At 65.7% G+C, this 24,463-nt stretch carries 22 protein-coding genes and 3 pseudogenes; 8 read left to right on the top strand and 17 right to left on the bottom strand.

Annotation, left to right across the window (positions count from 1 at the left end; all coding sequences use genetic code 11):
- Positions 1–52 precede the first annotated feature (52 nt).
- From ACIOEW_RS39380 to mpaD, 14 genes are all read right to left on the bottom strand, one after another.
- On the bottom strand, positions 53–574 hold the full coding sequence (locus tag ACIOEW_RS39380) for a chorismate--pyruvate lyase family protein (RefSeq protein WP_401970227.1): 522 nt from the start codon (positions 572–574) through the stop codon (positions 53–55).
- On the bottom strand, positions 571–1,989 hold the full coding sequence (locus tag ACIOEW_RS39375) for a class I adenylate-forming enzyme family protein (RefSeq protein ID WP_401970225.1): 1,419 nt from the start codon (positions 1,987–1,989) through the stop codon (positions 571–573). Before ACIOEW_RS39375 ends, ACIOEW_RS39380 begins: the two co-directional genes overlap by 4 nt.
- Complete coding sequence (locus ACIOEW_RS39370; protein ID WP_401970222.1) at positions 1,986–2,618, bottom strand: HAD family hydrolase; 633 nt, start codon at positions 2,616–2,618, stop codon at positions 1,986–1,988. Before ACIOEW_RS39370 ends, ACIOEW_RS39375 begins: the two co-directional genes overlap by 4 nt.
- Positions 2,619–2,671: 53 nt before the next feature.
- Positions 2,672–3,721 (bottom strand): nicotinate-nucleotide--dimethylbenzimidazole phosphoribosyltransferase, encoded by a 1,050-nt coding sequence (locus ACIOEW_RS39365; protein WP_362556192.1) that lies wholly within the window; start codon positions 3,719–3,721, stop codon positions 2,672–2,674.
- Positions 3,722–3,759: 38 nt separating this feature from the next.
- The gene (locus ACIOEW_RS39360) at positions 3,760–5,070 is read right to left on the bottom strand and encodes a glycosyltransferase family 4 protein (RefSeq protein WP_401970221.1); all 1,311 of its coding nucleotides are present in this window, start codon (positions 5,068–5,070) and stop codon (positions 3,760–3,762) included.
- Positions 5,067–6,215 carry a CDP-glucose 4,6-dehydratase gene (gene rfbG, locus ACIOEW_RS39355; protein WP_401970219.1) on the bottom strand — a complete coding sequence of 383 codons (1,149 nt, stop codon included), beginning with the start codon at positions 6,213–6,215 and terminating at the stop codon, positions 5,067–5,069. Before rfbG ends, ACIOEW_RS39360 begins: the two co-directional genes overlap by 4 nt.
- On the bottom strand, positions 6,197–6,970 hold the full coding sequence (locus ACIOEW_RS39350) for a sugar phosphate nucleotidyltransferase (protein ID WP_362556187.1): 774 nt from the start codon (positions 6,968–6,970) through the stop codon (positions 6,197–6,199). Before ACIOEW_RS39350 ends, rfbG begins: the two co-directional genes overlap by 19 nt.
- Before the next feature lie 188 nt (positions 6,971–7,158).
- A complete protein-coding gene (locus tag ACIOEW_RS39345) occupies positions 7,159–8,238 on the bottom strand; it encodes a UDP-glucuronic acid decarboxylase family protein (protein ID WP_401970217.1) in 1,080 nt (359 codons plus the stop codon).
- Positions 8,239–8,258: 20 nt separating this feature from the next.
- A complete protein-coding gene (locus ACIOEW_RS39340; protein WP_362556183.1) occupies positions 8,259–9,152 on the bottom strand; it encodes a glycosyltransferase in 894 nt (297 codons plus the stop codon).
- Between the two features lie 69 nt (positions 9,153–9,221).
- A complete protein-coding gene (locus ACIOEW_RS39335; RefSeq protein WP_362556181.1) occupies positions 9,222–10,238 on the bottom strand; it encodes a 3-oxoacyl-[acyl-carrier-protein] synthase III C-terminal domain-containing protein in 1,017 nt (338 codons plus the stop codon).
- Positions 10,235–11,242, bottom strand: coding sequence for an isopenicillin N synthase family dioxygenase (locus ACIOEW_RS39330; protein WP_401970214.1), 1,008 nt, complete (start codon positions 11,240–11,242; stop codon positions 10,235–10,237). The genes ACIOEW_RS39335 and ACIOEW_RS39330 overlap by 4 nt, the downstream gene beginning before the upstream one ends.
- A gap of 44 nt (positions 11,243–11,286) precedes the next feature.
- Positions 11,287–12,510 carry a cytochrome P450 gene (locus tag ACIOEW_RS39325; protein ID WP_401970212.1) on the bottom strand — a complete coding sequence of 408 codons (1,224 nt, stop codon included), beginning with the start codon at positions 12,508–12,510 and terminating at the stop codon, positions 11,287–11,289.
- Positions 12,507–14,150: a carbamoyltransferase gene (locus ACIOEW_RS39320; protein ID WP_401970210.1), complete on the bottom strand. Its 1,644-nt coding sequence runs from the start codon at positions 14,148–14,150 to the stop codon at positions 12,507–12,509. The genes ACIOEW_RS39325 and ACIOEW_RS39320 overlap by 4 nt, the downstream gene beginning before the upstream one ends.
- Positions 14,151–14,218: 68 nt before the next feature.
- The gene (gene mpaD / locus ACIOEW_RS39315; protein WP_401970208.1) at positions 14,219–15,493 is read right to left on the bottom strand and encodes a daptide-type RiPP biosynthesis aminotransferase; all 1,275 of its coding nucleotides are present in this window, start codon (positions 15,491–15,493) and stop codon (positions 14,219–14,221) included.
- A gap of 240 nt (positions 15,494–15,733) precedes the next feature.
- Between mpaD and ACIOEW_RS39310 the strand changes: the two genes are divergently transcribed.
- The 6 genes from ACIOEW_RS39310 (at position 15,734) to ACIOEW_RS39285 (ending at position 21,236) form a co-directional block, all read left to right on the top strand.
- The gene (locus ACIOEW_RS39310; RefSeq protein WP_401970205.1) at positions 15,734–16,084 is read left to right on the top strand and encodes an acyl carrier protein; all 351 of its coding nucleotides are present in this window, start codon (positions 15,734–15,736) and stop codon (positions 16,082–16,084) included.
- Between the two features lie 17 nt (positions 16,085–16,101).
- A complete protein-coding gene (locus ACIOEW_RS39305) occupies positions 16,102–17,607 on the top strand; it encodes an AMP-binding protein (protein WP_401970203.1) in 1,506 nt (501 codons plus the stop codon).
- Positions 17,608–17,735: 128 nt separating this feature from the next.
- Positions 17,736–18,830 (top strand): aminotransferase class I/II-fold pyridoxal phosphate-dependent enzyme, encoded by a 1,095-nt coding sequence (locus ACIOEW_RS39300; protein WP_401970201.1) that lies wholly within the window; start codon positions 17,736–17,738, stop codon positions 18,828–18,830.
- 51 nt (positions 18,831–18,881) lie between these two features.
- Positions 18,882–19,163 (top strand): acyl carrier protein, encoded by a 282-nt coding sequence (locus tag ACIOEW_RS39295; protein ID WP_401970200.1) that lies wholly within the window; start codon positions 18,882–18,884, stop codon positions 19,161–19,163.
- Positions 19,160–20,098, top strand: a complete 939-nt coding sequence (locus ACIOEW_RS39290; protein ID WP_401970198.1) for a transglutaminase domain-containing protein — start codon at positions 19,160–19,162, stop codon at positions 20,096–20,098. The genes ACIOEW_RS39295 and ACIOEW_RS39290 overlap by 4 nt, the downstream gene beginning before the upstream one ends.
- Positions 20,099–20,600: 502 nt before the next feature.
- Positions 20,601–21,236 carry a helix-turn-helix transcriptional regulator gene (locus tag ACIOEW_RS39285; protein WP_401970196.1) on the top strand — a complete coding sequence of 212 codons (636 nt, stop codon included), beginning with the start codon at positions 20,601–20,603 and terminating at the stop codon, positions 21,234–21,236.
- A 113-nt stretch (positions 21,237–21,349) separates the two neighbouring features.
- Here ACIOEW_RS39285 and ACIOEW_RS39280 read toward each other — a convergent pair.
- Positions 21,350–21,589: pseudogene (locus tag ACIOEW_RS39280) on the bottom strand (AraC family transcriptional regulator); the annotation flags it as partial.
- Between the two features lie 59 nt (positions 21,590–21,648).
- Here ACIOEW_RS39280 and ACIOEW_RS39275 point away from each other — a divergent pair.
- Positions 21,649–21,807 (top strand): hypothetical protein, encoded by a 159-nt coding sequence (locus ACIOEW_RS39275; protein ID WP_179889927.1) that lies wholly within the window; start codon positions 21,649–21,651, stop codon positions 21,805–21,807.
- A 126-nt stretch (positions 21,808–21,933) separates the two neighbouring features.
- On the opposite strand, the gene ACIOEW_RS39270 is transcribed toward ACIOEW_RS39275, so the two are convergent.
- Together ACIOEW_RS39270 and ACIOEW_RS39265 are read right to left on the bottom strand one after the other, a co-directional pair.
- Positions 21,934–22,683: a transposase family protein gene (locus ACIOEW_RS39270; protein ID WP_401970194.1), complete on the bottom strand. Its 750-nt coding sequence runs from the start codon at positions 22,681–22,683 to the stop codon at positions 21,934–21,936.
- Positions 22,684–22,886: 203 nt separating this feature from the next.
- Positions 22,887–23,324: pseudogene (locus ACIOEW_RS39265) on the bottom strand (IS110 family transposase); the annotation flags it as partial.
- A 152-nt stretch (positions 23,325–23,476) separates the two neighbouring features.
- On the opposite strand from ACIOEW_RS39265, the pseudogene ACIOEW_RS39260 reads away from it, so the two are divergent.
- Positions 23,477–24,236, top strand: a pseudogene (locus ACIOEW_RS39260) (transposase); the annotation flags it as partial.
- Positions 24,237–24,463: the final 227 nt, after the last annotated feature.

The raw sequence follows: 24,463 nt of genomic DNA, 5'->3' as shown, positions 1-24,463 counted from the left end.
CCCTGGTTCGCGGCACTCGCCGGGGCTTCGTGCAAGGGCTGTCCCGTATCCCCTAGATGCCGTGGACGAAGCAGGCTTCAAGGAAATGCTCCTCGATGAGAAAGCCGGGGGAGTTGTTGATGTAGATCGCGTAGTGCCGACGGGCCGCATCGGAGCTGTCGTCCTCGCAGACCTGATCGGGGAGCGACTCACGAAAGGTCTCGACACGGTTTTCGCGCAGGAGCCTTCCTATCGGTTCCGCCGTTCCCAGCAGCCCGTTTCTGACCCGGGCAGGCAGGACGTCAAGAGCGATCAGGGCCTTGGTGCGGGCGAACACCCGGCCGGAGTCCTGTCCCGCCAGATCCGTACTGCGCACCAGGATCGCGCTGCCGGTGGGGATGACCAGTTGCCTGGCCGCCTCCTCATCAGCGGTGGTCTTCGCCTGGATGAGGCGATTGGTGACCAGTCGTTCACCAACGATCTGCTCCAGCATCGGGGTGACGGTTCCATCCGTGGCGAGAAGCAGCCGTTTCACGATGTCTGCCCTGGCGAAGTCCTGCCGGCGCTGCAGCCCGGTCCGTCCGTGGTGTGTCATGTGGCCCGCTTCCGCGGTGGTGACCACTGCGCCTTGCCGGTCGGCGACCTCAAGATCTCAGCGACCGGTTCGACCTGCCGGGGCACAGCGTGCGGCGACAGCCTTGTGCGGCACCAACTAAGCAGTTCGTCCACCGGCGTTGGCATCCGGAGTACGACTCTGGCTACCGGAACCTGTCCCCTCGCACCGTCCGGTGCGGCTGTCACCACGGCGTCCAGCACATGAGGATGCTTGGTCAGTACGCGCTCGACCTCGCTCGGGCTCACCTTTTCCCCCGCCACATTGATCGCAGCGCTCATCCGGCCGACCAGGTCGATCCCCTGAGGCTGCCTCAGCCTGGCGAGGTCACCGGTGCGGTACCAACCGTCTTCGTCGGTGAGCGGCATCATGCTGTCAGCGGTGAGCCGCCCCTCCGCCAACGAGGTGGAACGCAGCATCAACTCACCGGTTGTGCAGGCGTTTCGGGATTCGTCGACACGAGCGGAGACGCCCGGCAAGGGTGCCCCGATGTATCCGGTGTCCTCGTCCCCCTCGAGTCGCGCCAACGTCACGGCACCCGCTTCCGAGGAGCCGTAGCAGTTGTAGAGAGCAATCCGATGGCGGCGCACGACGTCGGACGTGGTGCCGACGCCGAGGGGCGCTCCGGCGGACACAGCGGACTTCAGACCGTTCAGCCCTCGATGTGCATCCTGGTTGGGGGTCGCACTCAGGAGACCGTAGTGCGCGGGCAACGCGATGAGGGTGTGGGCGCCGGCCTCGCTCACCACCCTGTCGAGCTGCGAGGGCACCGACCTCGCCGGAGCGCAACGCAACGGGGCACCCGCCAACAAGGGGCCGATGAGGCCGTAGTTGAAGCCATAGGCATGAAAGAGAGGTGCAGCGGACACGACGGGATGGTCCGGCCCATAGCCGAGAAACCTCGCGACGCGGAAGGCATCCGCCAGGATCGAACGCACGCTTCGCACTACGCCAACGGGCGCCCCGGTGGATCCGGAGGTAAAGAAGACGTGCGCTCCATGAGGCAGGCGCACAGGTGTGTCCTCCAACGGCCCGCCGGAGCGCAGCCACAGTCCAGGGGTGCCGAGGACCTGGGCCTCGCCATCACGTGGCGCATGCACAAGCCCGTCATGCAGAACCCTCCCGGGCAAGGCGTTGGGCGCGGTCGGGTCCCTGTGCAGCAGGCACACACGCACGAGGTCGCACCCAAGCGTCGCCACCGCGGCGGCGACGGGATCCGTGACCTGCAACGAGACCCGGTCTCCTGGCTCCGTGTGTGGTGCGAGGCGTACCGCGAAAGCTTCTGCGGCGGCCAGCAGTGCACGGAAGGTCCAGTCGCGTTGCCCTGTGCGCAGGGCGATGTCCTTGCTGTGTCCTGCGCCGTCCCGCACAGCGTCGTACAGGCTGCGGAGCGTCATTCCGACTTCCTTTCAGCACGTCCGGTGTGGGCCAGTAGCTCGCTCAGCTCAGGGAGGTGGCTCGGGGGCGACTGGCCACGGGGGCGCGCTTCCCGTGCCCCCAGGACGAGGGTTCGAACTCCAGCGCTGCGGCCTTGCCGCAGGTCGGTGGCAGTGTCACCGACGTACAGTGCTTCGCTCGTGGCCAATCCCAAGGCATGGACCGCGGCGAGCAACCCGGCGGGGGCGGGCTTGGGCTCCACTGCCTCTTCCCTGGCGATGACCAACGGGACTTCGAGCCCGCACGCATTCAGCAGTGCCTGTGCCTCTCTGCGTGACCGCCCCGTGCAGACGCCGATACTCAGCCCCGAGGCGCGCAGGCGACGGAGTGTCTCGGCCGCGTGGGCTGTCGCCTTGGGCGGATCGACGCCGAGTCGCGCGAGGAATTCCCTTCGATAAGCGGTCCAAGCGGTCGCAAGGTATGCGTCGCCGACCAGGGCACGCACGGTCGCCAGGTCGGTCGGGCGTTGCGCTGCGGCAAGCCTGGCCGAGCTGGGCTCGCTGATGCCGGCCTCCGCCGCGGCGTGTCGCAGGGCGTATCGGTGCACTTCCCAGGAATCAACGAGTGTGCCGTCCAGGTCGAAGATCACCCCTCGCACGGCTCCTCCGCCTGCCCTGTCCTCGGGCATCGCGGTCGCGGCCGTCATCGGTGCCCTGCCATCTCTGCCATGTCCACCGACCGGGCAGACGGCACCAGGTGTGCCACGGCCAGGGCCGCGTTGACGAGACCGAGGGCGAGCGCCGCTCCAGAGGCCATACCCAGGCGCATGTCGAGACTGAGCAGAGGACGTTGGTTCAGTTCGCGCAACAACGCCTGGTGGGCGGGTTCCGTCGCGAGGTGAGCGAACACCAGGTGGTCGGCGACAGCGGGTGCGAGCCTGACAGCCAGCAGCGCGGCAACGGCGGAGATGGTCCCATCGACGACTACGACCTGACGGCGCGCAGCCGCGGCCAGGATGACCCCCACGTTGCCGGCGATCTCGTATCCGCCCAGGGCAGCGAGCAGTCCCAGCGGGTCGTCCGGCAGGCGCGCCACACGCCGGAGCGCGTGTTCCACTATGCCGAGCTTTCGCAGCACGGTGTCCGGATCCACCCCTGATCCTGCTCCAACGGCCTGGCTGGGATCAAGGTCGAGGAGACGCGCGGTCAAGGCAGCAGTGGCAGTCGTGTTGCCGACGCCGATCTCGCCGACGCCGACCATGGCCACGTCGGCCAGTCGTTGCGAGGCGTATTCGGCGCCGTTCGCGACAGCCCGGAGGGTCTGGGGCCGCGTCATGGCGTCGCTGTACCGGATGTCGCGAGTTCCCCGGCCTACCTTGAACCGCTGATCACCGACAGCCTTCAGAAGCCCGAAGTCCATGCCTTCGACTCTCGCGCAGACGCGTGCGGCGAGGATGTTCACCGGGGCCCGTCCATCGAGGATCAAGCCGAGTACCTTCGCTGTCGCACCGTGGCGGAAGGAGGAGGTGCCGGCTGCCGCCACGCCGTGATCGCCCGCGAGCACGCTCACGGCGGCGGCGAGAGGTCCTGGCGATGGCTCGTGGCGGATGCCGGCGACTCGGTGCACCAGCTCGTCGAGTTGCCCGAGGCTGCCCGCAGGACGAGCCTTCGTCAGCTGCCTGACGGACGAGAGCCTGGTGCTGCGGGAATCCGCCGGCCGGACGGCCGAGCTCAGCCTTGCCACCTGCTCCATCAGGGCGATCGGGTCCTCACCCCCGGTCCTGGTCCGGCTCACCGCGCCCCCTCCGTGAGGTCGCGGGTGAGGGCCGATATGCCTGCCGCGAAGGTTGTGTTGGTGAAATGTCCAAAGATCCTGCGCCGGGCGGCCTCACCACGGCGGCGCGCCTCGGCCGGATGGGCCAACGCCTGCCGCAGGCTGCTGGCAAGGGCGTCCGGAGAGAGCGTCCGCTGTCCGGACGGGCCGTCGACCCGCACGGGGTAGCCGTATTCCTCGCTGGGGACGAGTTCGCGCAGCGAGTCGACCGCAGCGCTCACCACAGGTCGGCCGAACGCCATCATCTCTGCGCATACGTAGCAGAAGGACTCCCAGAGGCTGGGCACTACCGCGACATCGGCCACGGACATCCAGCCGAGGGCATCGCGCCGCGGAATGTCTCCGAGGAATGAGATCCGATCCGTGATTCCCAAGTCCGCAGCCAGTCGCCTCAGATGGGGCTCCTCGGGACCGACGCCGACCAGGACGAGGTGCGGCTCCTCCTGCGAAGCCCCGGGGCGGTGCACGGAACCGAGCCGGGCCAGCGCGGTGAGCAGAATGTCGAACCCCTTCACTGGGACGAGTCGGCCACAGGCAACCAGGAGGGGCCCGTTCGCTCCCGTGCCGGGGAGCCGCCGGCGGCGGGACCAGGGCAGTGGATCGGCCTCCACCGCCGCGATCTCCGCAGGATCGACCCCGAGGTGCACGACGCCGGAAGGGGCTGTGTTGCCCGGGTAGTAGCCAGTGGTGGCATCGGCCAACGCCCTGCTGATGAACACCGTGTGATCGCTTCGGTGAACGGCCTTCCGCTCCAGATCCAGGAGGTGTTCACGCTCCGCGGACACGCCACTCGTCACGCGGTGACCGTCCCTGTCATAGGGCGTGATGGCGCGGAAGTCCTGGAGCAGAATGTTGATGAGCGGCACATGATGGCGACGCGCGAACATGGCCGCTTCCGGGTAGCAGAAGAGATCCGGCATGATGACTACGTCCGGGGGCGCCGCCTGCGCAGCGAGCTGTTCGGCGGCCTCGTAGAGGCGCCGGTGGACACGGATACTCTGATCGCTGAGTCCGGTATCGGTGTGGTAGACGGAACTGGTCCCGACCCGGTGCACCCGGACTCCGTCAAGGACCTCGTCGGTATTTTCACGCTCCGCATCAGGGGTTCCCGGCAGCGTCGTGATGACGGTGACGTCGTGACCTTCCGCACGCAGGCCGGTCGACAGATTGCGCGCCACCGTGCTGGTGCCGCCCACGGTTGTCGGCGGGTACTCACGTGAGAAGACGAAGGTTCGTCCGGGTGCGGAGGCCGACGTCTGCGGATTCATTGATGCCTGCCCGTCTGTCGCCGCGCGCTGGGCGCTCGCTGAATGGTGTCCAGGAAATGGCTCACCTGAGTCGACGTGACCTGGTGCGGCGCAGAACCGCCGGCCACGCGGTGGTGCCATGCCACAACGGAGGCCGCTGCATCGGCGGAGTCGAAGGCGTGGTGCCAGCCCAACGCGTTCGCGGCTTTCCGCCCGTCAAGACGCAGCAGTTGGTCCTCCGGGAACTCACCGCGGCCTGCGGTCAAAGGCACATCGACACCGCTCAACTCGCGGTGGGAGGCAGCCAGGGCCGACGCAAGTGTGTGTACGGTCTCGCCATCCCCCGGCGGCGCGAAGTTGAACACTTCGCCTCCGGCGACGGATCGGTCCGCAAGGGCGTCCGATAGCAGCAGCAGGCCATGCACCACGTCCAGCACGTGCTGCCATGGACGTACGGCATCGGGCCGGCGCAGGACGACGGGCCCGCCCGCCTGCAAGGCGGCGATGACCTCGGGCACAAGGCGTCCGACCGCTGCATCCCCACCCCCGACGACGTTGCCGAACCGCACGGATGCGGAACGGATCCGCTCACCCGCCGCCGCGTACAGGTCGGCGTACGCCTCGAAGACCAGCTCAGCCGCGGCTTTGGAGACGCTGTAAGGGCATCCGCCACCAAGGGTGTCCACCTCGCGGTAGGGCCATGGCCAGCCCTGGTTGCGGTAGCACTTGTCCGATGTCACGTGGACGAGGACCGGGGGCTCGCAGAGCCTGGCGGCCTCAAGCACATTGACCGAACCCGTGACGTTCGTGGTGAGGGTCGTTCCCGGGTCGCTGTAGCCGATGCTCACGACAGGCTGCGCCGCGAGGTGCACCACGACATCGAACGGCTGCGCAGTCATGACCTGGTGAATAGCGGCGAGTTCGCGTACGTCGCCCCATCGTGTTTCGGCCCCGAGCTCAGTGAGCGCTTCTGAGCGCGTACGGGCGTGGACGTCGTCCGCGAGCGCGAACCCCGTTACTTGTGCGCCGAGCTGGAGCAGGGCCGTGGTGAGCCACGAGCCGATGAAACCCGTGTGTCCGGTGACCAGCACCCGTCGTCCGTTCCACAGGTCGGCAAGAGGCCGCGTCGGACGGGCGTCACGCGTGATCAGATCGGCTGCAGCCACGGCCACCCCTCCTTCTCCACGATTGCCTCGATGTCGATGAAGTCCTTGTAGGTGTCCAGGGGAAACCACAGGCCCTCGTGCGCTACGGCGCCCAGCGCTCCTTCAGCGGCGAGACGGGGCAGTACGTCGTCCTCCAGTTCCCTGCCGGCCTCGAGCCACTGGAACAGCTCCTGGGCGCACATGAAGTAGCCGGCTGATATCGGGGCTTGTTGCCATGGCTTCTCCACGAATGCGGTGACAGTCGTGCCCAGTGCGTCGAGAACCAGTTCTCCGTAGCGGGACCGGACACGAGTGGCAGCCATGGTGACCACCGCTCGCCCGCGCTCGTGGCTCTCGATCAGTGTGTGGAGGTTGAAGTCGGACAGGACGTCCGCGTAGCCGAGAAGGAACGGAGTCTCGCCGAGATGTCCCTTGGCGTCCTGCAATCGTTGCCGTTTGTCCGCCGACGGGCCGCTGTCGACCATGGTGACCCTCAGGCCATCCGTACTGAACCTGCGCCAGCCCACGCCCGCCTCCACCGCCTCCGGACGGACACCGAAGGCCGCCGGGAGCACCTGGCGCACGGAGTCGGCACCGTATCCCACGCACAGAACGAAGTCGGTGAGCCCGAAGGCACGGTAGTAATCCATGACATGCAGCAGCAGCGGTCGCCCATCGGGAAGTCGCCGAAGAGGCTTTGGGATATCGTCCGCGTCCGTCCGCTGTCGCAGGCCGAGACCTCCACACAGGAGCAGTACCGGTGGTTTGGCGGGCATTTGGTTACCTCAGAGATGAGAGGACTAGTTCATCGTTCCGCGCGAACGAAGATGAGAAGTGGAAATGTAAGGCAGTTATCCATCAGCCTCGCAGCTGATCATTCTCGCCCGAGAAACAGCTGTCAACGCTGCACCTGGAAAAGCCTACGCCGTGTCAACTAGTGGACAATTACTGCGTTCTCAAGCGACTACGCTGCGCCCGACGGAATACGCGCAGAGCTCTGGTGGTCGCGGAACCAGTCGACGGTGCGCAGCAAGCCTTCCTTTATGTCCGTCCGCGGTTTCCAGCCCAGTTGTTCCGCGGCCCGCGTGATGTCCGGGCGGCGCACGGCCGGATCGTCTATCGGACGCTCGACGAAGCTGATCGGCGATGTGGAGCCCGCCAGTTCGATGACCATCCCGGCCAGCTCACGTATCGACAGTTCCACGTCGTTGCCGATGTTCACGGGGCCGTGGATCTGTGAGCGAGCCAGTGCCAGCAGACCGGCAACTGTGTCGTCCACGTAGGTGAGTGAGCGTGTCTGACTGCCGTCACCGGCCACCGTCAGGGCCGTACCGCCGAGGGCCTGGTAAATGAAGTTGGGCACCGCGCGGCCGTCGTCCCAGCGCATCCTGGGTCCGTATGTGTTGAAGATCCGCGCGATGGCCACGTCAGCCCCGCGCGCCCTGCCCTCGGCCATGGTCAGCGCTTCCGCGAACCTCTTGGCCTCGTCGTAGACACTGCGCGGGCCGACCGGATTCACATTGCCCCAGTAGTCCTCGGTCTGCGGATGGCACAGCGGATCGCCGTATACCTCCGAGGTCGAGGCGAGCACGAAGCGGGCCGCACTGTTCCGGGTCAGTGCCAGGGCGTTTCGTGTACCGAGGCTGCCGGCGTCCAAGGTGTGCAGGGGCAAGCGCGCGTACGCGGAGGGAGACGCCGGAGATGCCAGGTGAAAGACGAGATCTACACGGCCGGTGACATCGAGTCCTTCGCTCACGTCGGCCCGGAGCAGCTCGAAGTCGGGATGGCCGGCCAAGTGAGCCACATTGTCGGGTGAACCGGTACAGAAGTCGTCGATGCAGACAACTGCGTATCCCTGGGCAATCAATGCTTCGCAAAGGTGGGATCCCAGGAATCCGGCTCCGCCTGTCACCACCGCACGCTGACGACCGGACCGTTCACCAGGTGCCTTGCGGAGCTTCCCGCCCGTACCACACAGCCGCTGGTCGCCCGCGGAATTCATAAATTGCTCCTTTTCCATCTGAGACGTGATCGAGCGCTTCACCGTTGGTTACTGATCGACCGTTATCTCTGCGTGCGAAACCATGTGAGATTGTTGCGCACGTCGAATGTGACGCACTGACGGGATTCGACGGAAGCGCATAGCTCTTCCAGGGCCATGCGACCGAACACGAACTCGCGGAATGCTATGGGCTCAGTTCCCGGGTGCTTCTGCGCGAAGTACTCCAGACTCTCGGTCAGGGCTTCGAGTTTGGTCGGTGCAATGGGGGTCTCCAGGTGATGGACCGCGGCCTGTGGTCGGTACTGGTATCGCGCCCCGGCCTGGTGCAGTCGTAGCCCGAGCTCCACGTCGTCCACGCCCCAGCGCGTGAACCCCTCGTCAAACGCTCCGACACGGAGTGCGTCCGCCCGGCGGAAGGAGACATTTCTCGTGACGAAGCAGAGCCATGGTGCCGGCAGCCCACCCGGGTCGAGGTCGAACACTTTGAAGGTGCGTGAGGCGTAGTAGTCGGGGCGGGTCAGCTTCTTGATACCGCTCCAGTCCCCGTCGAGCGCGTCGTCCTGCGCACGCTGGTTGGCCTCTGAGAACGGCCGGTGCATATAGGTGTTGAACCTGTCTCCCACCACGACGTCCGCCCCGTCCCGGCAGTGACCGCGCAGGTGCTCCGCCACGAGGTCGTCCGAGAAGAGCACGTCGTCGTCCAGACACAGGACCACGGCTCCCGTCGCCGCGCGCAAACCGGCGTTCCGAGCCACCGTGTAGCCGAGCGGCGGTTGCCGAATCAGTCTTGTGTCGGCTGCGGAGCAGCCGTCCAGGATCGGCGCCAGATCGCAGTCGGAGCCGTCGTCCACAATGAGTATTTCGAAGCCACCAGAGACCCCGGTCTGCCGGGACAGCGCCTTGAGGACCATGCTGAGGTGCTCGGGACGATTGCGGGTGTTGATGACAACGGACATGTCCAAGGTGTTCTCTCCTGCTGGAATGCGCCGGATTCAGACCTGCTCGTAGGTGGCGTCGCGGGCCTGTCAGACCCGCAGCAACGTGCAGGCCCAGTGCATGCCGCTGCCGGTGCTCGTCAACGCCAGCGGTTCCCCTGAGGCCAGTTCACCGGTTTCAAGGAGCAGCCCCAGGGACAGCAACTGGTCGGCGCAGCCGAAGTGCCCGTAGTCCTCGGCGAGTGCGGCATTGGTGTCCTCCATGGATATCCCCAGTTCCCTGGCGTACGCCTCCAGCCCTTTGGACGTGCCGTTCATATAGAGAACTCGACGCACCGATGCGTACGGGATTCCCGCTCTGCGGCAAGCTCGTTCGAGCACGGAGCGGTTGTTGTGCCGGTCCTGTCGCACAAACTTGACGAGCGCCCGAGGATTGCTGCCGAGGAGTTTCCTCATCGACTGGCCCGGGGGGCCGATCGGCGCGGGCCTTGGCGCATCGGCCGTGAATGGACTGGCTTCGCCCCCTACGGGCAACCGGCCGGCATCCGCGTATGTGCCATCGCTGATGATCTCGGTGGCCAGCCATGAACACTTCGTATGGCCACGGACGAGGACCGCGGCAGCGGCGCCGTCCGACGTCACTGCCGTGCCTGATTCCATGCGGTTCCAGTACGGCTCACATACCTTGTGGGCCGAGATCAGCAGCGCTTTCCGGTACTCGGGGTGAGTGGCGAACTTTCCCGCCACGAGGTCAAAGGCGACGACGCCGCTGCTGCACGCCTGGTTCACCAGACATGCCTCGGCCGAAAACGCACCGAGTCGAGCCTGGGTGGAGGCCGCCGCGTCCCAGTAGAGGTACTCGGGTATGTCCGCCATCGCCAGGACGACCAGATCTATATCGGCCGCGGTGACGCCCGCCCGGTCCAAAGCCCGTTGCCCGGCCTCGGTCGCGAGATCGGTCAGCCCTGTGCCGTCGGTGGCGCGGTGAAAGGTGCGATAGCCCCAGCCTGCCACCTGGCGCAGCCGGTCGGTGTACGCGGGAGCGGCTTCGGCGACCGGAAGCGAATCGCCGAGCGCCCAGTCGACCGCGACAATGCCGAAAGTCACGGCGTCCCGTTCTGTTGGGTTTTCAGCAGCATGCTGCGGCGCACAAAAGCCCGGCGGGAACGCGCGGTGAAGTAGTCCCCGGACCTGACGCCCGGATGACGTGGTGGACTGTCCTCGTCGGCACAACTGGGCACACACTCGATCAACGCTTCGGAGTTCGGCTGGAAGAAGAAGGCGACGGACACCCGGTCACGGTGGATCTGGTCCGGCCTCGGCATCACCACGCGGTGCACGGTGCTGGGCCAACGGTCATTGGTCCACATCGTCATCAAGCGGCCCAGGTTGATGACAAATGTGCCAGGAATCGGTGGCACGTCGAGCCATCCGCCCTCCTGATCCAGCACCTGGAGGCCGCCGGGCCCGTCGTCCTGATGCAGCACGGTCACCGTGCCGAAGTCCGTGTGCTCCTCGTTGCGAAGCGCTCCCGGAGGCGGTGGCTCTGCCAGAGCCGGGTAATAGTTGATGCCGAGTGGTGTCATATGGCGATCGAACTTGTCATCGAACCAGTCCGCCGGCATGCCCAAGGACGAGGCCATGAGCCCCATGACCTTCAGGGACAGCTGGCTGACGGCCTCGTAGTAGTCGAGGAACGCCTCCCGGAACCGAGGCTGGTCCGGCCACTGGTTCCGTGACACCAGGACGCGTGTGTCCTGGGCCCCCTCGGACTCGCCCAAGCGGGACGCGCAATACATCTCAAGGCCGCCATAGGCCGAGTAGCCGTGCTGCAGAGGCTCAAGGGGGGAAGCGGCCACGCGTTCCTTCACCTGCTGGGGCCCGGCGAAGAACGTGCGCGCAGCGCCATGCAGCCGGTCGATCATGCGCTGCGGCACGCCGTGCCCTGTCACGACGAAGAAGCCGCTGGTCTCGCACGCCTGCGCGACCGCCCGCACGACGGACGCACGTTGTTCCGGCCGGCTGGGACGGTCGAGGCCCAGGTCGATGACCGGAACGTAGCCGTCGACCACAACCGCCTGCGGGGCAGGAGCCTGTATCGGGTCGGACACCGGAGATCCTTCCGTCTGTCGAGTCATGAACCGGCCAGGTGGTGTCACCACTCGACCGGAAGGGCGCGCACGCCGTAGATGAGCATGTCGTCGAGAAACATCAGTTCGTCGGCGGGAACTGCCAGCCGGAGGCCGGGCAACCGTCCGATCAGTTCGGCCAGAGCGAGTTCTGCCTGGGTCTGGGCCAAGAAGCTGCCCAGGCAACGGTGCACACCGTGGCCGAAGGCCAGCTGCCCCTGGACGTCGCGGGTCACGTCGAAGCGGCCCGGGTCGGGGTACACCTCGGGATCGCGATTCACCGAGGGGAGACTGACCACCACCGCGTCACCCGCCCGTACCGGGCACCCGGCAACCTCGGTGTCCCGCGTCGCCACACGGGCGACACCGTGCTGCACGACGGTCCAGTAGCGCAGCGACTCTCCGATGGCAGGACCGCACCATCGCCGCGGGTCCGATCGCACCAGTCGAGCCTGCTGTTCGTCCGTCAGCAACGAGAGCAGCGCCAGGGACAACAGGCCGGATGTGGTCTCCAGGCCCGCCATCACGATCAGGTTCGCCGCTCCGATCGCGTCGGCGAGGCTCAGATTTCCTTGGCCGATCTCACTTGCGAGGCCACTGAGCAGGTCGTCGGCGGGGTCACGGCGTTTTGCCTCGAGCAGCCGTTCCAGGTACTGGTTGAGTCTGCCCGCAGCAGCGGCCCGCCGTACCGGAGTGGCGTCATGCATCTGCATGTCGCGAACGCAGTCGAGGAAGAAGTCGCGGTCTTCGGCTGGAGTGCCGAGCAGCCGCGCAGCCGTGATCGCCGGCAGTGGCAGAGTGACAGCCTCGACCACATCCGCGGGGCCGCCGCCGCTCACCATGTCGTCCACGAGCTGGGAGACGGCCGACTCGATCGCCGGACGCAACTGCCTGACGCGCCCCGCGCTGAACTCGGCTGCCGCCAGACCCCGCAGCCTGGTGTGCTCCGGCGGGTCCATGGACAGGAAATGGCCTGGAATGTGCCGCTTCGAGGCCAAGGGGAAGGGTGGAAAATCAGTGCGTGTGGTGTCGGAGCTGAAAGTCGCGCTGTCGGCGAGGATCTCCCGGGCCGCCTTGAGCCCCGTCACCAGCCACGCCTCACCGCCGTAGGCGAGGGTGCAGCGGTGCAACGGAGCCCCGCTCCTGGCCCTGTACTGCGGGGGCGGCGTGTACGGATCGGGTCGTATCTGCGGAAAGACGAGTGCGGGGCTCGCCCCTGAGGTGGGTGTGATGGCCACGGGCTTGGTCACGCCTGACCGTCCTTGAAGAGCACAGTGTCGCCCAGCACCAATGCGTCCATGTCGGTCGAGAGGAAGCAGCGCAGGGCGTCCTCGGGAGTCTCCACAATCGGTTCCTCGTTGTCGTTGAACGAGGTGTTCAGAAGCACGGGAACTCCGGTGATCCGGTCGAAGGCGTCGAGCAGCGCGGAAAGCCGCGGATTGAGCTCGGGGAGCACCGTCTGCAGTCGGGCCGAACCATCCACGTGGGTGACCGACGGAATCACCGTCCTCTTGGCCGGCCGTACTTGCGGAACAAGGAGCATGTACGGAGCCGGTACATCGGTGCTGAAGAACTCCGCCTGACGATCTCGCGACACCACTGGGGCGAACGGCCTGAACCACTCCCGGTGTTTGACCTTGGCATTGATCCTGTCCTTCATTCCGGGGTCCCGCGGATCGGCCAGGATGCTGCGGTTTCCCAGAGCCCGAGGACCGATCTCGGAGCGGCCTTGGAACCATCCGACGACCGCGCCGCCCGCGAGTTTGGCTGCCACCCGGCCGTAGAGGTCGTCAGGGCGTTCCACTATGAGCCGCCCGCGCAGCGTCGCGATCGCCACGTTGATCCGTGCGTCGTCGTAGACCGCTCCCAGATAGGGCGAGAAGGGTTCGTCCGCCGGCTCCCATCGATGCCCGCCCATGCCGTAATGGCCCTGCAGTGCGGCGCCCAAGGAGGTGCCCTGGTCTCCGGCAGCGGGGACAATATGGATCTCCTCGAAAGGAGTCTCTTCGAGGATCTTGTAATTGGCGACACTGTTCAGGGCCACGCCACCGGCAAGGCACAGGCGCCGCGCACCCGTGCGTTCGTGGAGCGAGCGGGCCATTTCCAGGATGATGCGCTCGGTGTGCTCCTGGACGGCGAAAGCGAAGTCGGCACGCATCTCGCCGGCCGCGTCCTCACTCCCCGCCCGGGACAGTTCCCCGGCAATGAAGCGCGCCAGTTCGCGCTGCTGGGCCACTGACTGCCGGAAGTCACCGCCCCGCAGTCGGTACGACCCGGCCAACTCCTCCACGTACCGGGAGCGGCCGTACGGCGCGAGCCCCATGGCTTTCCCCGAGGCTCCGACCCCTCCGACGGTGGTCAACCCGATGCACTTGGCCACCAGTTCGTACATCGATCCGACCGAATCCGCACACAGGTCGTCCGCACGCCGGACACCCGCGGCGATCTCCCCCCACACCGCGTGCAAGGGCCTGAGACCGTGGGCGTCGCCCGTGTAGTAGGTGATCGTCTCCCCTCGCCGCGTGCCGTCGACCGTTCGCTCCGACCCGCGCCCGTCCATGACGAGCACGGCCGCCTCCTCGAAGGGCGAGGTGTAGAACGTGCTGGCCGCATGTGACAGGTGGTGGCCGATGTACTCGACACGGTCCTTGAAGCGCAGTGTGTATACCGGACTCAGGAAGTCGTTGGCGACCACGCGGTCGACGTCGTCGAGCGTGATCCCGGCCTCGTTGAGCACATAATCGGCCGCAAGACACCTCTGTAGGCGTGGGCCGAGTCCGTAGCCGACCTTCTTCCGCGTCAGGCGTTCCTCCTCCACCGCCGACACGATGCGCCCGTCCTCGACGAGACAGGCGCCGAAGTCATGATGAGAACCTCCCAGACCAAGCACACGCACAAGCCCACCCCCAGGTGATCAGAGCCACTGGCCCTCAACGAAAGTCGGAATCCCGCTTACCGTCAGACACTCACCGAAGGCATCAGCTCCGCGGCTCGGTCCAGCCCATTGCGCAGGCACGCCGCGAGCAACTCCAGGTCCTCCGCCCGGTAGACGAGGGCCGGCGCAAGTTGGAGACATCCGGGCCCTGTCGACACCGTGGCTCCCGCCCTGCGCACCTCGTCCGCAACCAGATCCACTGCCTCGGGCGGTAGTTCGCCCCCACCGGCGGACAGCCGGACGGCACGGAACGCACCGACCCCACCGGCCGAGACGACCAGCTCATGGCTGCTCAGTTCATCGAGAAGCACATCCAGTTGCTTGCCGAGCCGCGCGGAGCTGCCGACCGCGTCCAGGCGCTCCATCTCGTCGATCGTGGCCAGGATGGCGGCACAGGTAGCAGGGGCGCCGGCTTGGGTCTCCGCATGGACGAGGGCGGCGTCGTGCCGGTCAAAGACCTCACAGATCCGGTGGGAGGGCATCACCGCGGCTGCCGCGCAGCTTCCGTTGGTCAGCCCTTTGGACGCCAGGAGCACATCTGGCTGCCGCGGCCACGAGCCGGAGGCGAAGTAGGTTCCTGTTCGACCGAAGCCGGTGGCCACTTCGTCGGCCACAAGCAGGAAGCCGTACTTCTGCCGCAGCCCGTCCAAGGCCGTCACCATCTCCTCGGACAACGGGTACGCTCCGGTCCCCAGAACCGGTTCGACGACAACCGCAGCAATGCGGTCACCTTCGCGACTCAGCAGATCGGCGAGCTCCTCCACGTTGTCGTGCGCCACGTGCCGGATGAGGCGCTGGTCCACGCTGTAGTAGCTCTGGGCGAGCGGCATGCCGGTGAGCCCGTGACTGCCATACGTCAGGCCGTGATAGCTGCCCTTGAATCCCACGACGATCCGGCGCTGGTACTGGCGTTGGAGTGCCCAGTACTGGCGGGCAAGCTTCATCGTGAGGTCGTTCGCCGCGCTCCCTGAAGTGGAGAAGATGACACGGCCGAAGTGGTCGGGTCCGCATACGTCGAGCAGGGCTCGGGCAGCGGTCTCAGCAAGGGTGTGGCCGCCTCGGAAGAGTGTCAGGTAGGAAGCATCGAGGAGCGTCTCATGAATAGCGGACGCCACCTTGCGGTTCCCGTATCCAAGATTTACATTCCACAGTCCACTCGTCGCACAGAGCCTCCACTCCCCATCGGCAAAGAGAACTTTCGTGCCCTTGGCACGCACCGCCGTGCGAGTTTCACTGCCAAATCCGCTAGGAGGGCTGAGGAGTTCCCACAAAGGGGTGCGGTCGGCGTCAGCTATCACTGGCTAATTCTCCTGTCGCGGAGACCTGACGAGTCGGCATATGGATTCCAGAACTCGCCTTCGACAGAAGGAATTCTGGCGAGCCACCGAAGGGAATGTCAAGGCATCCCAGGGCGGGGAGGTGCCCAACTGTACGGGCGTAAAATGTCCTGCTTCAGGGGTCCGTTCGTGCACATTTGGACACTATTAAACCCCGAAACGCTTTCCCGTTTGGCGTGAAACCTCCCACCGGATCGAGTCATGTCAAGTAGTGGACACCGACCAGTCTTGACTGCCCCTCACCCATCGGTAAGCATCATTGAGCCAGAGGACCTGACCACCGGAGGGAAAGATATGGAATCTCGCCAGGAAGTCATTGACACCGTAGCCGCGCGCATTCGCCAGATCCTGCCCGGACTCAAAACGGATTCGAGCGTGGAGGAGAAAGACCTGCGCGATTTCGCCGAGTTCGACTCATTGAGCATCCTGGAGTCACTGGTCTGGCTCGAGAACGAGTTCTCCGTCAAGATCCCGGACGAGGAGCTGGTCATCGACAACTTCTGCACGGTCGGCAAGATGGTGGACTACGTCCTCCTCCATCAGAGTGTCTGAGCGACGGGCTCCTGATCATGGGCCTCTACACCCTGACCGACCTTCTTGACGAACGCTCCGCGACCCGGGCTTTCGCTCCAGCCGTGGAACGGGCCGGCCAGGCCGTCACCTACCGCGGACTACGCGACCTGGCACACGAGTCGGCTGCGGCGCTCGCCGCACAGGGGGTCAGGAAAGGCGACCGAGTGGCGCTCCTGCTGCCGCGATCGCATGAGGCACTCGGCTGGCTCTTCGGAATCGCCCACCTCGGCGCGGTGGCGGTCATTGTGCACGAGTCGCTCAAGCAGCAGCAGGTCGGCCACATAGTGCGGCACAGCGGCGCCCGCCTGGTCGTTGCAGATCAGAGAGCCCGGAAGCTGCTCACCGGCTCCGAGACGCCGGTCCTCTCGTCCGAAGCGGACCGTCGCACAGGTGGCGGACCACCGCCGTCGCCACGCATCATCGGTCAGGACCTGGCAGCACTCATCTATACGTCGGGCTCCACGGGCCTCCCCAAAGGGGTCATGGTCACCCATGCCAATCTCCTGGCCGGAGCGCGCATCGTCGCGGACTACCTCGGCCTGACTGTCGACGACCGAACGCTCTCATTGCTTCCGTGGAGCTTCGACGCAGGACTCAACCAGGTCCTTGCGACCTTCTGGGCCGGCGGAACTGTCGTAATCGCCAGTTCCGCGTACGCGCCAGAGATCTGCCGCACTCTGGCCGCGGCCCGAATTACCGGTCTGGCAGGCGTGCCACCCCTGTGGGAGTCGCTGATCCGGCGCCCCTCCCCGTTCCTCGACATCGAGCTGCCGCACCTCCGCTACGTCTCCAACACAGGCGGCTCGCTGCGTGCCAGCACTGTCGACAGCATCCGCAGGGCGCACCCCCGGACGCAGATCTATCTGATGTACGGACTCACCGAGGCATTCCGGTCGACCTACCTGCGTCCCGAGCTGATCGACCGGTACCCCGGATCCATCGGGCAGGCCATTCCCGACACCGAGATCATGGTGCTCAACGAGTCGGGTGCTCCTTGCCGCCCGGGGGAGGTCGGCGAGCTTGTTCACAGAGGACCGACCGTGACCGCCGGATACTGGAACGACCTACAGGCGACCACCCGGGTGTTCCGCCCCCACCCGTCCCCTGTCCCCGGCAGCACGCCCGAGTACGTGGTCCATTCGGGAGACTGCGTACGGGCGGACTCGGACGGGTTCCTCTACTACGTCGGCCGGATGGACGAGCAGTTCAAGTCACGCGGAATCCGTGTGAACCCTTCCGAGATCGAGTCGGCCCTGCTGCACAGCGGGCTGCTCTCCGAGGCCGTGGTCTTCGCCGAAGCTGACGAGAACGGCGAGGACCGGATCATTGCCGCCGTCGTCCCCAAAGAGACGGACTCGTTCGAAACAGGTCAGCTCGCCTCGTACACCCGCGCGTCGTTGCCCACCCACCAGCAACCGGCCCGTTTCCACGTAGCCACCGAATTCCCCCGCACCTCGTCCGGCAAGACCGACAGGGCGACGGTCAAGCGTCGCCTCCAGTAAGCAGGACCACACCGCGGAGAGAGCGGAGAATGAACCAGGTAACGGAAGCCCAACTGGCTCAGCCACTGGAGCGATTCGCCTCGCTTCATGCCCAGACTCTGCGTCGTGGCGGGGCGGATCCACTGGACATGTCCTACCCGAACCCACGCGTCCACCGCGACCCTCGGGCATTCGGCATCCTTCGCGAACTGCTGATCAGCACCTCGCAGGACGCGCTCCAGTACACGCCGATGGGCGGTGGCACCGTGGCACGACGCCGCGTCGCCTCAATGCTGCGCCGCAGGTTCGACATTCCGTACGGGTATCGAGATGTGCTGCTGACCCCGGGGGCCACCGCCGCCATCAACGTCGCGCTCACCGCGCTGTTCCGTCCCGGCGACGAGGTCCTGGTGATTACGCCGTGCTGGATGGACTACTTCCTCTATCTCAAGCACCTCGGGATTACCGCGATCGCGGTTCCCTCCGCCCACGACAAACGGCTGGACCTCCAAGCACTGCTCGCGGCCGCCGGACCGCGGACCGCAGGCGTCGTTGTCGGACAGCCTTCATGCCCCACAGGAGTCCTGCACCGGGCGGACGAACTCAAGGAACTCGCAAGCACGTTGGAGGCGATCGCCGCCCGCTCCGGCCGCCGCCCGCTACTCATCAGCGACGAGGTGCACCGCGACCAGGTATGGGGAAGCCCTTCGTTCACCAGCCCAGCTCAGTTCTATCCGGACACGCTCACCGTGTACTCATTCGGCAAGGCGTGGTCCCTGCAGGGTCAGCGGCTGGGCTATCTCGCCATCGGACCACACCTGCGCCGGCACGATGACGCACTCATGCGGTCGGAGCGAGCCATACGGTCGACAGGGGTCTGCGCACCCACCGCCCTGCTCCAACTGCTGATCCCGGAGATCGTCGACCTCGAACCGGACGGAACGTCGCTGCGCGAGGATCAGGTCGCACTGCGACGCGTACTGATGGACGCAGGCTACGCACCCGTTGAGGCAGACGCGACCGCTTTCGTCTACGCCTCCTGTCCGCCCGGGGCCACGGACTGGGAATTCGTGACGGCACTCGCGCAACACGGTCTCCTGGCCATGCCCTCTTCGCTGTTCCATGAACCCGGCTTCTTCCGCATGGCTCTCAACGTGGACTCCTCGCGGTTCGGCGACGTCGCCAGGCGCCTTTCTGTGACACGTCAAGAAATCACAGGCAAACCAAGTGAAGCACGCATCTAGAGGAAAGGGTGAACCGCATTGGCGCCATCCGAGGTCCCCAGCCGTTCTGAAGTGGCTGAGGTACTGGACAGATTCGTCCGCACAGAAGGCGGAGTAACGACCGACGACAGCGACTTCGACCACGATGTCAACCTGTTCGAGTCGGGCTACCTGGACTCACTGGCCATAGTCTCCCTTATTTCTTTCATCGAGCAGGAGTTCAGGGTCGAGTTGAGCGATCGTGCACTTACCTCGCCACATTTCACGAACATCACTGGGATAAGTGCCGTCATCACTGAGGAGCTCGCGGAAGCTTCCAGCACCATCCTCCCGTCGACGGGAATCAGCAAGTGATCCCGATCTCGGCGTCGGAGGCGGTGGCACGCACTCGTACGGTACCCAACGGGTTTCGCTCCTACACAGCCACCGACGATGACGCATCACGCGCCTACGCGATCTCAGCAGACCTCCTTGAGGAACTGCTCGACCTCGGCCTGCCCATGAAGACGAGCGGACGAAGCATCCTGCTCGACCCTGTCGATCTTGAGAATTGCAGCACAAATCTTCGCACGAATTCTCCGCAATGGGCCGTTATGGGCATTTGGAAGAAGCACCTGGGCAGCCCCCGTGGCGTCGATGCCGGAACGTGCGAGGTCCGCATCGCATGGAGATGTCCAGCCCCTGGACATCAAGGGGACTGTGACTATCTGGTCAATCAGCGACTCACGGACCCTCAGGCGGCGCACACCTATCACCAGCCGTCCAGTACGACGCTGACCATCACGGCGAACGTCGCAGGGCAAGCGCACGACTTCGGAGACTCCTTCAAGGAGGTGGCCGGCGCAGCCCAAGAAGTCACCTACCACAAGCTTCCTGACGCCCTTTCCTCCGACCTGCGGTTCCTCCAGGCAACCGGCCTCGCCGACTGCCGATTGGCCGGCCTTCACCTGACAGCCGTCGCACAGGAGGCCGGCTTCACCGCCCGCCCCGCCTACGGGTACTTCCTGGGTATCCCCTTCCCCGCCCCGCACGCATGGTTCGAGGTCCAGGTCGGCGGGCAGTGGGTGGGCGCCGACCCGTTCTTCCTCAACACACTTCACCAGTGGGGCGTCCTGGATGCCCGGGCATGGCCCCTGACGCACTCGCCGCGGAATGCACTCTGGCGCACCGGCCTCACGCCTCCCTCCACGGCGCCGTCCCATGCACCGCTTGTCCTGCACCGCGGCCTGCCCGCCCCCGCCAGCCTGATGGCTCGCTGGAGAACTCCCGCATGCGCCCCGCCGACTTGACGACCCACCCGGGTTCGAGATGCCTTCCGGTTCGGAGGCCCCTGAGGGCTTGTGTATCGATGTACTGAACTCTTCTGCAACCGCCATCTCCGTCAACTTCCTTGAAACTGAGGGCCATATGCGGTTGACGTAACCCCTGCGGGATTCCTAGCATCAGTGCATCGATTTACCAACCGGACACCGGCGTGGCCCGGGGCAAGTTCCGAGTAGGAGGCGCGATGGCGCGGCTGCCCCGGCACCGGTGCATCGACCGAGGAGCGACCAGCACGACTGTTCGGCAGGAGCGTCGCGGCAGGTGTCACGACGGGATGCCTCTTCATCCCGTCGGCCGTTCCAGCAGTCCGATTCAATTCGGTGGCAGCAACTTGAAATCGACCTACAGCGCCGGGGTAAGGGCCGGTGTATGCGTAGCCGTGATTCCGTTCGCCGCGATTGCGACAAGGGGAGGGGGCCCGTGCGGTCGCCGAACGGGCTCATTTCCTGCGAAAGAAAGGGAATAGCGATGCCGGTCGACACCGCCACCAGGATGCGTGGAGAATTTCACCTTGAAAATGAAGTTCCCGCACTGATTCAGAACCTGGCGACCGAAGCAAGGTTCGAGATCATATTGTGCGGTGATTCACCTGCATGTATGACCCTGCTGCGGAGTTTCGAGTCGCGATGCAGATGGGTGAACTCCGGAGTGAAGACTCGCATACTGCTTGGACCGAGGCTCGCGAATACCGGGGTGTCGATCGGACTGCCGGAATTGAACCTCGTGACGAGATCGACGAGGGATGGCGTTGAAACATTCATGTCTTTCGACGGCACGGAAACCATAATTCCAACTGGAGGACCCAGTCCCGCCAGCTTCATGAATGTGAATTCACGGGAGGTGGGAAGCGCCGTCAGGGACTCCTTCCAACAGCAGTGGGAATCAATTGCAGACGCAGGTGATATCTCCCATGAATTCGATAATGCACAGCGCTTCATTATCCATGGAATCTCTTCGGGAATGACCGACGAAGCCATTGCGAAGCGACTTGGTCTTTCATCAAGGACCGTGCGTCGCAACATATCTCGGATGATGGAATCATTTCAGGCGCGGAGCCGCCTGGACTTTGGGCGCCACCTCGCAGATATTGGCTTCTTTCGCTGATGCACCCATGCGAATCGCAGCGCAGGATCGCTGTACGCGCCTATCGGTTCCCCCACCGTCTCCCCAGACAGTGAGCCTTTTCAACGTGGCCACGATCGAGTGACGCCGGGGTCACGACGGCTCATGTACGCCCGCGCCGCCAGCCTCTCCACGTCGAACTGCTCGTGGAGGTGCTCCAGCGCCCAGGCGACGACCTCGGTGAGCGGGTCGGCGCCGATCTCCTCCGGTAAAGACCTGTCGAGGTAGCGCCCTCCTGACCGCCCGAGCGGCGCGGCGGGACCACCAGTCGGCGGTGCCAGGGCCCCTGCCGCCTCGTTGCCGCGGTCCGTTCGCACGATGTGGAGAGAATCATCCGGATCGATGGAGGCCCGGGTGAGGCTTCGCACTGACAGCGGTGGGTACATCCGCAAGTATGGACGCTGGCGCATGGATATCGCTGATAGCTACGGGGATCGTCCTGCTCATCGGGGCGGGGCTCATCTGCTACGAGCATTGGGGATCCGGCGCGAACCAGAGCCGGGAGTATGACCTCGGTCCGGACAACACCAGCGGCGGAGGCGGAGGCGGCTGACGCCCACGGTTCGGCCAAACCGCCTCAGCCCGAACCTGCCGCCGATCAGGACCGCGCTGCAGCAGAGCATCGAACAACGGCCTGGATCTCGTCGGACTCCCCTCGCGATAGATCGGTGCCTTGGGTTCAGCGTTGCCGCTCCAGGGTGAGGACGGCTGCAGCGATTGACGACATTCGATTCGGGCTGCACCGGGCCTTGCGGAAGATCCGCCACGACTTCAGCCGTGCGACACCACGCTCGACCGGAGCCCGTGCCGCGGACAGCACGCGGTTGACGGTCTGTTGGGTGGGCGTGAGGCCACGGCCCGGTGGGCGTCTGAGGGGCGTCGTCACCCATGGTCCGGCTCCCATGTAGGCGCGGTCGGCCAGGACTGGAACGCCCTGACGCTCGCAGATCCGGATGATCCGGTGAGTGCGGGCCGCGGTCAGGTCGTGCGTGCGGCCGGGCAGTGCAGGCGAGATCCACAGCAGCCGCCCAACCGGGTCGGTCACCACCTGCACGTTCACCCCGTGCCGGTGGTGCTTGTGGGAGTAGTCGGCCCGGCTGTCGCCGACCCGGTCGCACTCCGCCAGAGTGCCATCGAGCAGAACGTGGTCAGGGTCGGCCTCGCGCAGAGTGCGCAGCAGGCCGGGCGCGTGGTCGACCAGCATGTCGACGACGGCTGCCACGTAGGCGTGCGCGGTGCCGACGGAGATGCCGAACCCTGCAGCGAGCTGGGCGAGAGTGTCGTGCCGCCGCAGGTACACCAGGCCGACCAGGGCACGCTGGTGCGGCGGGAGCTTGCAGCGGCGGTCACCCTCGCGGGTGACGATGAGCATGGTGACCCACTCGACCAGGGCATGAGGCAGGTCGAGTGCGGCTGAATACGGAACCAACGCGGCTCCTGTGCTTGTGGGTTGAGACTTCGAACACCTCCCCCAACGGCACGGGAGCCTCGTGCGTTGCGCACACCGCCGGCATCACCCGATCAGTGGCGACTCTGAAACAGCTCAGTCAGTCCTAAACGATCACTCAACCTTCCCTACGTTGTTCTGCGGGACCGGGCGAGCACTTCGTATGGTTGGCCCACCCAGGGGTGTCGGGTGCGGTCGGCGACGAGGTCCATGCGACGACCAGTGAGGATCTTGAGGTCGATGACGGTTTCGTCGCCGGTGCGTAAGGGGTTGAGGTCCCGCCGGATGCGGACCTGGTCGGCGATGACCGCGGCGTCCTTGGCGTCGGTCTTGCCTTCGCCGCGGTAGCTCTCGGAGGCGCGGTGGATGGCCCGGCCGGAGATGTAGTGCACCGGCTGGTCGTGGTTGAGGAGGATCGCGACGGCCAGGGCGGCGCCGCCGTCGGCCAGGTCGATTCCCCAGGTAACCTCGTCGCCCAGGGCCAAGACGTCGGTGAGGAGTTCGAGGAGTTCTGGCTCGTCGTTGGCGACGCGTCGTGAGAGCAGCCGACGGCCACTTTCGTCGATCGCGACGCAGTGGTGGTGGGTCTTGCCTGCGTCGATGCCGGCCCAGATCGCGGCCATGTGATGCCTCCGTACGGTGGGCTGCTGGTGCTTCCCGACGGACGACCTCGCTGGTGATTCCCTACGGAGCGATCATTCGCAATTCCTAATTGGCAGCCGAGTCGTCGTGGGGCGTCGGGCGGCCAATCAGTGCAAGCCACAAGCGGCAGAAGGTTGGAAGCCACACCCGCACTGTCAACCGGCTCCGAGCTCAGTTGTCCGGGATCTCCCCACGGCCTGGAACGGGCCTTGGACCTCACGAACAAGGGCCCGCTGACCCTGCTGACCGGCTACCAGACCCCGGCAGTCATCCGTCGGCTCGGCACCAAGCGCCTGGAGACCTGGCTCCGGAACCGCAAGGTTCTCCGCGCCGATCAGCTCGCCGAGACCGCGGTCTCGGCCGCCGAACGCCAGCACACCAGCGTGCCCGGCGAGAAGCTGACCGCCCAGATGGTGTACACGCTCGTGGAGGAGGTGATGCTCCTCCACGAGCAGGTCGCCGAGCTCGACAAGCTCATCGAGACCCGGTTTCGCGACCACCGGTACTTCGAAGTGATCACGAGCATGCCCGGCCTGGGCGCCATCCTCGGCGCCGAGTTCCTGGCCGCCACCGGCGGCGACATAACCGTCTTCGGCACCCCAGACCGCCTCGCCGCGTTCGGCGGCGTCGCCCCGGTCCCGCGCGACTCCGGCAACCTGCGACGCCCCCAGCGAGACAACCGCCGGCTCCAGCGCGTGCTCTACACCTCCGCGCTGTTCAGCATTCGAAGGTCCGAGGAATCCCGCCGCTTCTACGACCGCAAACGCGCAGAAGGCAAACGCCACACCCAAGCCGTGCTCGCCCTCGCACACCGGCGCGTCAACGTCCTCTGGGCCCGCTTGCGCGACGGACGGTGCTACGAGCTCACGCCGCCGACGGCCCTCGCGGCTTGACAGACCGCATGAGGAATCGCTGAGAAACCTAGCGGTCACCAACCCTCGATGACAACACTCAACCTTCGCTGTGAGAGGTCAGCACCCGTGCAGGGGCCATGGGGTCCGGAGATCACGGCTGGAGGCGTCACGCTAGTACTGCAACGGTCTTTGGTGTGACTGGTGGCCAGGTTGGTCGTTGGGCTGGTTATGGGTGGGGATCTCAGTGATGTGAAGCGGTGGGCGGC

This window comes from Streptomyces sp. NPDC087901, from assembly GCF_044742205.1.
Classification (GTDB): Bacteria; Actinomycetota; Actinomycetes; order Streptomycetales; family Streptomycetaceae; genus Streptomyces.
This window is presented reverse-complemented; position numbering and strand designations above follow the sequence as displayed.